The sequence below is a fragment of the Calditrichota bacterium genome, from assembly GCA_014359355.1.
Lineage (GTDB): Bacteria > Zhuqueibacterota > Zhuqueibacteria > JANLFK01 > Oleimicrobiaceae > Oleimicrobium.
Genome location: JACIZP010000192.1, coordinates 1 through 10,696, shown reverse-complemented (window position 1 = coordinate 10,696; position 10,696 = coordinate 1). Strand labels below are relative to the sequence as shown.

At 60.5% G+C, this 10,696-nt stretch carries 11 protein-coding genes; all 11 read right to left on the bottom strand.

The features are described 5' to 3' along the window. On the bottom strand, window positions 1–469 hold a 469-nt coding region (locus tag H5U38_08605; protein ID MBC7187079.1), incomplete at its 3' end, for a hypothetical protein. Then, window positions 466–2,433: a molybdopterin-dependent oxidoreductase gene (locus H5U38_08600; GenBank protein MBC7187078.1), complete on the bottom strand. Its 1,968-nt coding sequence runs from the start codon at window positions 2,431–2,433 to the stop codon at window positions 466–468. The genes H5U38_08600 and H5U38_08605, both read right to left, overlap by 4 nt. Before the next feature lie 271 nt (window positions 2,434–2,704). Further along, entirely contained in the window at window positions 2,705–3,901 is a 1,197-nt protein-coding gene (locus tag H5U38_08595; GenBank protein MBC7187077.1) for a phosphoglycerate kinase, read from the bottom strand. A gap of 252 nt (window positions 3,902–4,153) precedes the next feature. Further along, window positions 4,154–4,801 (bottom strand): ribose 5-phosphate isomerase B, encoded by a 648-nt coding sequence (gene rpiB, locus H5U38_08590; protein MBC7187076.1) that lies wholly within the window; start codon window positions 4,799–4,801, stop codon window positions 4,154–4,156. A gap of 52 nt (window positions 4,802–4,853) precedes the next feature. Further along, window positions 4,854–5,480 carry a protein-L-isoaspartate(D-aspartate) O-methyltransferase gene (locus H5U38_08585; protein ID MBC7187075.1) on the bottom strand — a complete coding sequence of 209 codons (627 nt, stop codon included), beginning with the start codon at window positions 5,478–5,480 and terminating at the stop codon, window positions 4,854–4,856. A 235-nt stretch (window positions 5,481–5,715) separates the two neighbouring features. After that, a complete protein-coding gene (locus tag H5U38_08580; protein MBC7187074.1) occupies window positions 5,716–6,684 on the bottom strand; it encodes a histone deacetylase in 969 nt (322 codons plus the stop codon). Next, window positions 6,663–7,277 (bottom strand): endonuclease V, encoded by a 615-nt coding sequence (locus H5U38_08575; GenBank protein MBC7187073.1) that lies wholly within the window; start codon window positions 7,275–7,277, stop codon window positions 6,663–6,665. The genes H5U38_08580 and H5U38_08575 overlap by 22 nt, the downstream gene beginning before the upstream one ends. Before the next feature lie 269 nt (window positions 7,278–7,546). Beyond that, the gene (locus H5U38_08570; GenBank protein MBC7187072.1) at window positions 7,547–8,068 is read right to left on the bottom strand and encodes an NUDIX hydrolase; all 522 of its coding nucleotides are present in this window, start codon (window positions 8,066–8,068) and stop codon (window positions 7,547–7,549) included. 52 nt (window positions 8,069–8,120) lie between these two features. Beyond that, window positions 8,121–8,465, bottom strand: coding sequence for an Mth938-like domain-containing protein (locus tag H5U38_08565; GenBank protein MBC7187071.1), 345 nt, complete (start codon window positions 8,463–8,465; stop codon window positions 8,121–8,123). A gap of 40 nt (window positions 8,466–8,505) precedes the next feature. Continuing rightward, window positions 8,506–9,474, bottom strand: coding sequence for a hypothetical protein (locus H5U38_08560; protein MBC7187070.1), 969 nt, complete (start codon window positions 9,472–9,474; stop codon window positions 8,506–8,508). A gap of 72 nt (window positions 9,475–9,546) precedes the next feature. After that, window positions 9,547–10,696 (bottom strand): hypothetical protein (locus tag H5U38_08555; protein MBC7187069.1); only part of this gene is annotated, 1,150 nt, incomplete at its 5' end.

The window sequence follows — 10,696 nt, the reverse complement described above, 5'->3', positions numbered from 1 at the left end:
CAAACCCACTTTCCAGCCACGGACCACCATCGCAGCAGATGCAAAAGCAAGTGTCCAAAGGCCTGTTGCAGGCGACGCTGATGATCGTGGTATTCGCCCGCTTTTCGAGGTAGTAGTTGTCCAAGTAGGTGCCGGAGAAGAATTTGTCCCAGTGCAAGATGCCCTTCACGTCGCAGGAGCGAATGCCGAAAAGTATCTGGGGGGAGGAGTCCACCAACGGCTCAAAGGTCGGGCGCTTGCCCAAGGTAAAGCGAAACAGGTCCTGCCGGTGCGGTATGAGGAACCTCTTGACGGGGTCAAACTCGTTGACATAGTCGAAGGTGAACTCCGCTACAGAAGCCACCTCGCGAAAAACCACGTCGCCGTCCGGTCCGGGTGTCGGCCCGATCAACTTGGCGCCCTTTCGCAGCGAATCGAGGGCGGTGAGGAACGCCTGTTTGTCGATGGTGTACTTCTGGCCGACTTTCATGCTACCTCCACTCTTGCCGCGCAAACCTTCATCTCGGGTATCTTGGACTGCTGTTCGAGCTTATCGTTGGCCAGAACGTTGGTGAGGCCATTTTTGTGGTGAAGGGAGACAAAGACGACTTTCGGTGGCACACCACGCGTCACCTGTACCGTGCGCTCGATGGTGCCACGCGGGGTCGTCACTCGCGCTTTCCACCCGGAGCGGAGACCGAGCTCCTTGGCATCATCGGTATTCACCTCCAGGACCCCTTCCGGGTACTCTTTGGCCAGGGTGAAGGAGCGAGAAACCAAGGTTCCCGACACGCGGTGTACTCGCCCCCTGCCGATGACGAGGGTGAATGGGTAGTTCTGATCGGGCAACTCGCTGGGAGGGAAGTAGCGCGCAGCAGAGAGCTTGGCTTCGGCCAGAGACGGCATCGGCTGTTGCACCGGCCACTGGAGACCCCCCGGTTGGTCCAAATCCTGGTAAGTGATGCCTTGATACCACGGATTGACAGTGGCAATCTCCGCAAAGATTTCCGCAGGCGAGCGGTACGACATGCGCGCACCTAGCTTCTTTGCCAGGGCGAGGAAGATCTCCCAATCTGGCTTTGCCTCCCCGACGGGCGGAATGGCCGCACGCACCCTTTGGATGCGCCGCTCCAGGTTGGTGAAGGTGCCATCCTTTTCCGCATAGCTGCAGGCGGGCAGCACCACGTGCGCAAGCTCTGCGGTTTCCGTCAGGAAAAGATCCTGGACCACAAGGAACTCCAGGCGCTCCAACGCAGCTTTGACAACGCCAGAGTTAGGCGCACCCCACAGCAGATTTTCGCCGACCACGTACATGGCCTTTATCTGGTCGCCGGTAGCCTGGAGCATCTCGCCAAGTGTCAAACCTGGCTTCTTGGGCAGCACGCCAGGAACGACCTCGCCCAGGCGGGAAGCGGCCTCACGGTCCTCCAGCTGGGCGAAACCGGGCAAGAAGCCTGGGGCCAGCCCCATATCCAGCACACCCTGCATGTTGTTAGCCGGGTGGAGCGGCAAGAGGCCCGCCCCTGCTTTGCCAATGTTGCCGGTGAGCACGAGCAGATTAACCAGCGCCTTGACTGCCTCAGTGCCCGAAGCCTGCTGGGTAACTCCGTTCCCATAGAGAACGAGCAACCGCTGCGCGCCGCTGACGATTTCGCCGAGCCTTGCCAGCTGCTCCGCAGGGACTCCGCAGAGCTGCGCGGCACTCTCCGGCGTGAAGGATTCCAACGCCTTGGCCAGGGCATTGACGCCGCGAGCTTCCGCAACCTGGCGATTACTGCGAATCAACCAATTGCACAGCGCGTTGAGCCAAACCACGTCGCTGCCAGGCTTGGGGCGCAAATGAAGGGCAGCAAAGTGGGAAAGCTCAGTCTCTCTCGGGTCCACAACCACTACCTGGGCACCGTGACGCGCAGCCCACAGCACGTACGACCCCGCCTTGGCGCTTTGCTCCTTAGGATTCGCGCCCACCACGAGCACCACGTCGGCCTGTTCAATGTCAGTAAGGGAGGCAGTAGCAGCGGCGAGACCGAGTTGGGCACTAAGTGCATGCAGGCTGGGGGCTTGGTAGAATCGGGCGGCCGTGTCCAAGTTGTCGGTACCCAGCACCCCGCGGGTAAGCTTCATCAGCAGGTAGGCGTCCTCGTTGGTGCACTTCGGTGAACCGACCACGCCGAGGTGCGCGGGCTCAAAGCTTTTGAGGGACTTGGCTACCAGGGAGAGCGCCGTGTCCCAAGACGCCTCCTGAAACTTGCCGTTCTTCTTGATGAGGGGCCTGCGTAAGCGGCCGGGATGGTGGATGATCTGATGCCCGTTCCACCCTTTCACGCAGAGGGTCCCCCTGCTCACAGGGTGTCGACGTTGCGGCGCTACCCCTAAGACTCTTTCCCCCTCGACAGCCAGAAAGACACCACATCCGCACCCGCAGAAAGGACACGTCGTGAGGACCTTGCTCACCGAGGCACTCCTTCTCTTGCTTGCGCATTCCAGACCAGTTCAGGCGCGCAACCCTATCAAACCTCATGCCAAAACACTGGCACCAATGGCGCAACGGTGCACGCTGGCCCTTTGGTTTCACAAGGCTTACGAGGCCCGAAGCGTTGCCCCACGCCTCGCCAGCCGAATCATTCCAAGTTCTGGGACGAACGGCGGCACGCGTTCCCACAAATGGGAAGGGCGCTGGATCGGCGTGGTGTGTGGCGCAACCCCAGCGCCTATCCCTGAAGGCCTAAGCTTCAGTCAAGGCCTCAACGCCCGGAAGCTTGAGCCCCGACAGGAACTCCAGCGAAGCTCCCCCGCCTGTGGACACGTGCGACACCTTGTCCGCCAGCTTGGCCTTGGCGATGGCTGCCGCACTGTCGCCGCCGCCGACAATGGTGACTGCACCGCGAGCCGTGGCATCGGCGAGGGCCTTGGCGATTTCCATCGTCCCCTCGGCGAAGGCTCCCTTCTCGAACATCCCAAGCGGCCCGTTCCAGACCACCGTGCGCGCTCCAAGTATCTTCTTCTTGAATTGGTCAATGGTTTTGGGCCCTATGTCCAGACCCATCAGGCCTTCCGGGATGGTCTCCCCGTCAATGACCTTCGCGTCGGCTTCGGCCTCCGCACTCGGCGCCGCCACATGGTCCACAGGAAGCAACAGCTCCACGCCGCGCTGCTGCGCTCGCTGCAAGAGCTGGGCAGCGAGGTCAAGCTTGTCCGCCTCCACAAGGGACGAGCCTACCGCGACGCCACGAGCCTTCAGGAACGTGTAGGCCATGGCGCCGCCTACAAGCAAGGAGTCCACGTTTCCGAGGAAGTTCTCGATCAGCTCGATCTTGTCGGAAATCTTCGCGCCGCCCATGATGGCGACAAAGGGCTTGGCTGGGGACTCCAGGGCCTTGCTCAGATAGAGAAGCTCCCTCTGCATGAGGTAGCCGGCTGCGCACTTGGAGAAGTACTTGGTCACCCCCTCGGTCGAAGCATGAGCGCGGTGGGCACTGCCAAAAGCATCGTTCACGTACACGTCACCGAGCTTGGCGAGCTGCTTGGCAAACTCGGGGTCGTTGTCCGTCTCTGCTTTGTGGAAGCGCAGGTTCTCCAGCATCAGCACGTCGCCTGGTTTCATGGCGGCAACCATGGCTTCCACCTCGGGACCCACGCAGTCGGGGGCCATCTTCACTTCTCGTCCCAGCAGCTCACTGAGCCGAGCTGCAGCGGGACGGAGACGCATCTCTTCCTTGACCTGGCCCTTGGGTCTGCCCAGGTGCGACATCAGGATAGCCATGCCACCGGCGTCGACTACCTTCTTGATGCTAGGAAGGGCCGCACGGATACGAGTATCATCGGCAACCTTCAGGTCCGCAGTGAGGGGCACATTGAAATCAACGCGCATAAGGACGCGTTTGCCTTTCAGGTCCAAATCATCGATGCTCAACTTGGCCATGTCGTCTGTCCTCCCTTCGTCATCAAGCCTTTCTTGTCGTTCCCAAAAAACGTCGGGTAGAAAGATACACTTTTCCCCCACAAAGTCAAGCGGAATTTGCTGGCGAGGCTCATTTTCGCAGGCAAAAAGGGCGTGCTAGGCCTCACCCCCGCGATGGCGAAACGCTCCCGACCGAGTGGTGCAATTCGAGCGCATGCGGGGAACAGGCCCGTTCTGGCCTCTCAAGTCCAGGCGCGCCTGACCCAAGGTTCTTCAGCCGCGAAGGTAGCGCCGCTCGATCTTCTCGATCTTCTTGAGGCGCCGTTCGTGCCGCCCACCGCCAAAGTCGGTAGTCAACCACACGCGGACGATCTGGGCCGCCGTCTCTTGGTCTACCATGCGAGATCCGAGAGCCAGGATGTTGGCATCGTTGTGCTCGCGGCTGCTTCTGGCCGCCTCGACGCTGGCACAGGTGGCCGCCCGGATGCCGGGCAACTTGTTCGCCACGATTGCCGAACCGATCCCTGCCCCGTCAATCACTATGCCGCGCCAGGCACGGCGCCGCGCCACGTCCTGCGCCACCTGGACAGCGATGTCCGGGTAATCTACTGGTGTCTCATCGAAAGCACCCCTATCGACTACCCGGAACCCCTCACCCGCAAGCAAAGTTCTCAAGAACTCCTTGAGGCCAAGGCCTGCATGGTCGCTGCCTAAGGAGATTGTGGCCGCGACTTCCGCTGTGGCCACGACCGGGCGAGTCAACCTGGCGAACCTCTCGCCCTCTCTTTTCACGACGATGCCCAAGCGCCGCGCGGTATCAGCGGCCGCGGGCGTGATGACTCCATCTGCATCGAGCAGAATCTCACGGCGCCCGTCCTTGTTGGCCCTGAGAACATCCTTTTCGGTCAGCACCTTCTTCATTTGCTGTGTGCCGCGTGTCTCGCGAGCAAAGGGGGCTCGCGTTACCTCCCGATCAATTCCGGTGGTGGGGCTTGCGCTCAGCCTCGCCGGTCATCGGTACGAAGCGCACCGGCAGCACCGACTCCTCCTTCACCCGTTGCTCGTCCAGCTTGGTGACCACGACGAGCTCTTGGTACATTGAGCCTACGGGGATAACCATTCTGCCACCAACCTTGAGCTGTTGCACCAAGGGTTGTGGGACGTGGTCAGGTGCAGCCGTCACAATGATGGCGTCGAAGGGCGCCTTGTCAGGCAGACCGCGGTAGCCATCCCCCTGGCGCACGTCGACATTCTTGTAGCCCAGGCTCTTGAGACGCTCTTTCGCCTGCAGGGCCAGATCGCCCACGATCTCGATGGAAAAGACCGAGTCGACAATCTCTGCCAGAACCGCCGCCTGGTATCCCGACCCGGTGCCCACTTCCAGGACGCGCTCCCCTCCTTTCAGCCTCAGGCACTCGGTCATGAAGGCGACGATGTACGGTTGCGAGATGGTCTGCCCATGTCCAATAGGCAGTGGCGAATCGTCATACGCAGAGTCCCGCAGGTTCTCCGGGACAAACAGGTGGCGTGGGACCTTGCGCATGGCCTCCAAGACGAGACGATCCTTTATCCCACGGGCCGCAATCTGCGATTCTACCATGCGGAGACGCTGCTCCGCGAACTCCGCCTCGCTGGTCTTTGCTTGCCTGCCACGCTGTTCAGTCTTCGGACCCTTCACGCAGGCCTCTCCGGCGATAATCACAGCCGCTGCCAGGGCTGTGACATACAAAACTCTCACCGTCACTCACCTCACTTCGGCAGTACAATCTCAATTCTGTCCCTTTCTCGCTCCCACTTCCCCAGAGCGCTTTTCGCTTGCCATCAGACCAAACAGATCAACAGGCCAAAAGCATCGCGATGTGGTCGCAGACGCAGGTGCGCAGCGCCTCCAAGTGATAGCCGCCTTCCAGGACCGAGACGACTTTCCCACCGCAGGTTAAGCTGGCAACCTCCAGTATTACTCGAAGCATCGCTCTGAACCCCTCCTCGGTGAGGCGCATCCCACCGAGTGGGTCTGCATGATGTGGGTCAAAACCGGCAGAGATCAACACAAAGTCTGGATGAAACAGCTTCGCTTCCGGGAGCAGTTTCTCTTGGAAGACTTTTTGGTAAATGCCGTCATCAGCGCCCGCTGGCAAGGGCACATTGAGGGTAAAGCCTTTGCCCCTACCTTCGCCAGTCTCGCTGGCTGCCCCTGTGCCCGGGTAGTACGGGTAGCGATGCACGGAGAAGTAGAAAACTGTCTCATCGCCGTAGAACGCCTCCTGCGTCCCGTTGCCGTGATGGACATCCCAATCGACGATCAGAACGCGTTCCACCCCGTGGACCCGCTGTAAGTGGCGCGCAGCTATGGCCACATTGTTGAAAATGCAAAACCCCATCGCCTTAGCGTGTGTCGCATGGTGGCCAGGCGGCCGAACCGCACAGAAGGCATTGTCAACCTTGCCTTCGACCACGGCATCCACGGCGGAGAGCGCAGCCCCAGCAGCCAGCTTGGCTGCCAGGAAGGAATCCGGACAGATTTCGGTGTCAAGAGAATCGAGAAAGCCGTCCCCGCGCGCACAGGCCTGCCTTACCCTCTCCACATAGTCCGCAGCATGGACCGTGGTCAGCTCCTCGAGCTCGGCAGGCCGGGGCGCCAACACCGTCAACTTCTCCAGGAGGCCTGTTTCCTCCAAGGCACCGATGACGGCCTGGAGGCGCGCCGGTTGTTCCGGGTGCAGGCTGCTCACCCGGTGGGCAAGAAAGGTGGGATCGTAGACGAGCCCAGTACGCGCCACGCTCACTCCTCGCTGTCCCGCCATCTACTGGCCAACAAATGAGCCTGGCGAAGAGGCTCAGGCAATCGATAACCAGCACAGGTGGCCAGCACCACTTCGACGGCCCGCTCTTGACTCGTGCGATAGCCTGCAGAGACGTACACTGGCTTTACGCCAGCCCGCGTGCGAACCGCAGCCCCGACCCTCTGTCCATTGAACATGAGCCAGCTGATGGCTCCTCTCTCCATGCCCACCGGCCCATGCTCGCCGACAAGGCGGCTTTTCGCGCACCCCACTGTGGGCAGGCCCAGACACAGTCCAACGTGGCTGGCCAAGCCGAGCCCACGCGGATGTGCGGTACCTTGACCATCAAATAGCGCCACGTCGGGCTTGGCGCTCAGCAGGGAAAAGGCCTTGAGCAAAGCCGGACCTTCGCGAAAAGACAGAAGACCGGGAACGTAAGGAAACGAAACACTCTCTTTTACTAGGGCGAACTCGATCAGACACAGGTCCGGCATTTTACAGAGCACCACCGCCGCCCAGGCCGTGTCCCCCTGGTGCGCATATGCCACATCTCCGGCAGCGACCGTGGCGATCGGCCCATCAAAAGGCTCCCCCTCTCGCAGAAGCCGCGCCATCTCTACTTGCAGGGCGCGCGCCTCCCTCACCGAGATCCCCGGCGGGCAAAGCGGATGCAAACCCTGCCACCTCGCTTCGGCGTCACGACCCTGGCCCCCACATGTGACACACGCGCCACTATTGGCGGACACAGAGATCTTCACTCGCACATCGCCTAAAGAGCATGACGCAATAATGCTTCGCAACGCCTTTTATGCTGGTTATCGCACAAACTCTCAAGGGTTTTCGATTGCGACATGCGCTGTCCGCGCGTCAACTCTCGCACCTATCAGTCTGTGCCCTCCCGCAACTGGCGAGCCACTTCCTGCAGCACACGACAGTGGCTGGCAAACGCCATTTCCGGAAGCGGCTCACTCACCGGGAAAAAGCGTGCCTCTTCGGCATCGTCGCCTGCAACCAGCTTGCCGCCGATGATTTCTGCCTTGTAGACGATGAGCACCACCCGGACGCGTGGATCGTCGTCGCCGGCGTAGACTCCCAGCAAAGGACCGACGCGCACCTCCAGGCCCGTCTCCTCGCGTGCCTCCCTCACCGCCGTCTGAATGGGCGTTTCGTCAATTTCCATGAAGCCCGCGGGTAGGCTCCACATGCCCTGCTTTGGGGCATACTTTCGCTTAACGAGGAGAAATCGCCCATCGTCGACTACGACCACGCCAACGGCCGGCACCGGATTCTCATAGTGCACAAACCCGCACTCGCCGCACACCAGCCGTTCGCGGCCTTCCAGCTCCCTCCTGTGCAGTGTCTCCCCACACGCCGGGCAAAACCGATAGCGCACGCTGTTCCTCACTTCCTCAGCTTTGGAAACTCCCTGAAGCGAATTGCCCACCTTGCGCTGGAGCTCAGCAGGTCAGGTGGAACGCGGCCACCACTCGTTTGGTGCCCGCAACAGCGTTGAACTTCTCCACCGCTTCGTCTGTGCGCGCTGCAACCAGCTCGACGCCGTGCTCGCGAAGGAGTTGCACAGTCTCCGGGAGCACCCTCATCAGTCCATACTTGCCGGTGCCAACGATGAGGAGTTCCGGTTTGTCGCTCCGGAGGACCTCCTCAATGTCCACGGGCTGCAGCTTGTGGCCCTCTTTGCGCCACCAGTCGGGTACAATCCCCCCTGGGCGAATGATTAGGTCGCGATCATAAGTGGCGCCGTCAATGACGATTTGACCGAAACGGTAGCTTTCAACCCTCATGAATCGCACCCTCCCCTGCACTTGGCGTGCCGACGTCGCCTCATGCCTTGGGCAATCGACGAACCTCCGCCTTGGCCGTGCGATAGGCAACCAACTGGCTTGAGTAGAACAACAGGCGAACAAACACTTTGACCATGACCAGCAACTGGAACACGAGGAAGGCGACAAATATTCCCCCTCCTTTGCTCTGCGGAATGAGCGAGACAAGCCCAAACAACAGGAACACTGCAACTCCCCCGGCAATCCCAAGCAGCCAGTACAGCCCCAGGCACTTGCCTAAATGGCCAACGACGAACTTGGTAGCAATCCAAAGTGCCTCTGCTGCTGACTGACGGTTCTCGTGGACGACCACTGCCTTGGCATAGTCAAAAACGAGGTTCACGAACGTGAGCAGGAAAAACACAACAAGGGTTCCTAAACCGCTGACGAAGAAAGCCGCCCGCTCCGTGGCAAGCCCTTCCGAAAGCTGCGTTACGGTATTCCGCACCAACCCTCCCGCGCCCTTGTACACAAGGAAGTAGAAAAAGACGGCCATGGCCACCAGGCTCAAGAAACGGGCGAAGAACTGGCCCGCTGCGGCGAACATGCGGGTCATGGTCTGCTTCTGTCGTTCTGCCGCGTATGAACCGAATGCCCCGCCAGCTAAGAAGGCGTTCACCACCAAGTACAACAGGCCCACGAGCAGGACCATGAGCCCAAACCGGCCGAAAAGGCCCTGCACGAGAAACTCAGCATTTTCGAAAAAGGGGCCAAGTCCGAGGACCTCCGGCCGGAAGGTCTTGGCAAGACCATCCGCATGCGCCGAAAACTCCGTCCACCAATCGTAGTCGAATCCCAAAGCCATCGTCTCGCGCACACCGCTATAAGCCAATGAGGCATGCAGGATCCTGTACATCGGCAGTGCCAGAGTGATGCCCAAAGCGAGATTGGTCAAGTAGACGGCCACCCCTACCTTCGGGTTGCCGAGCACCGCCTGCATTCCTGACTTTATTGACTGGAACACTTTCATGACGAGCTCCCTGGCGTACCTCTGTTCCGCAGTCGGCTATATCTGGTCATAAGCGAAGACAAAGCCACTGCCTCAAACAAAGAAGGCAAAGACTTCCAGCAGGTGTTGCAACCAGCCCAGCCAGCGCACCGTCCACTTGAGCGCCGCACCTGACTCTGGCTGACGGAAGCGGCTGTTGTTGGTGAAATTGATGTCGAGGAGCACCTTGTGCGAAGGATCGACCTCGGCAAACATGACCTGCGCTGGTCGCACATAGCGGAATCTCCGCCAGAGGTCGTTCCCATCCCACCTCTCAGTCACGCTCTCGCCGTCTTCGAAGCGCACCTGCAGCTCCACAGGAAACCGCACATCCCCCAGTCTCTGCACCAGCACTTCTGATTCGAACAGCTGCGAGGCGGGTTTCTCCTTTTCCCCCGGCTTCTTGTAGTGCATCTGTTCCCCCGTGCCGAAATAGCCCTCCGGCCCCGGCACGGCCCGTGACGAAACGGAGCTCACCGCGTAATCCAGAATCCCAGAGCCCGTAAAGAGCTGCCCAAAGAACCAGTCCATATTCTCCGGGGCCAGTTCGTTGACGACCCGCACGAAATCCTCGGGCCGAGGGTGTTTGAAGCGATAGCGCTGGGCATAGGTTCGCAGGATGGAGGTGAAGAGTTCGTCGCCCAAGTACCCTTCCAGCGTGGCAAGCATGAGCGCTGGCTTGCGATAGGCGTTAACGCTGTAGCTCTGCCCATCCACAAATTCCCAGCCGCGCCTCTCCATGCGGTCCGGTTTTGCGGTGAGCATTGGCGCCCGCCACCGGGTGCGCATCGGCCTCTTTACTTCGGGGAAGACCACCGGCACGCCGAAGTAGCGCCGTATGTGGAGGTCATCGCCGTAGGCAGCGTCTGCACAGCGCCCATCGGCGTACGAGTTGATACCCTCGTCAAGCCAGGGATGCTCGAACTCGTTGTTGCCTACCAAGCCGTACCACCATTGGTGCCCGCACTCGTGGATGGTCAACCACTCTGGCGTGAGCACCCCCGCGGGGACCCACCATTCACTCCCACCGCAGAAGAGCGTGGGATACTCCATGCCGTCCGCGCGGCTGTTCCACGCCGGGTCAACGATGGTAATGTGACCGTAGGGATAGGCACCGTACCAAAGGCCGTAGTACTTCAGGGTGTTGGCAGTAGCGCCGAAATAGGCTTCCTCATCTCCCTTGTGCTCCGGCTGGAGAAGAAGG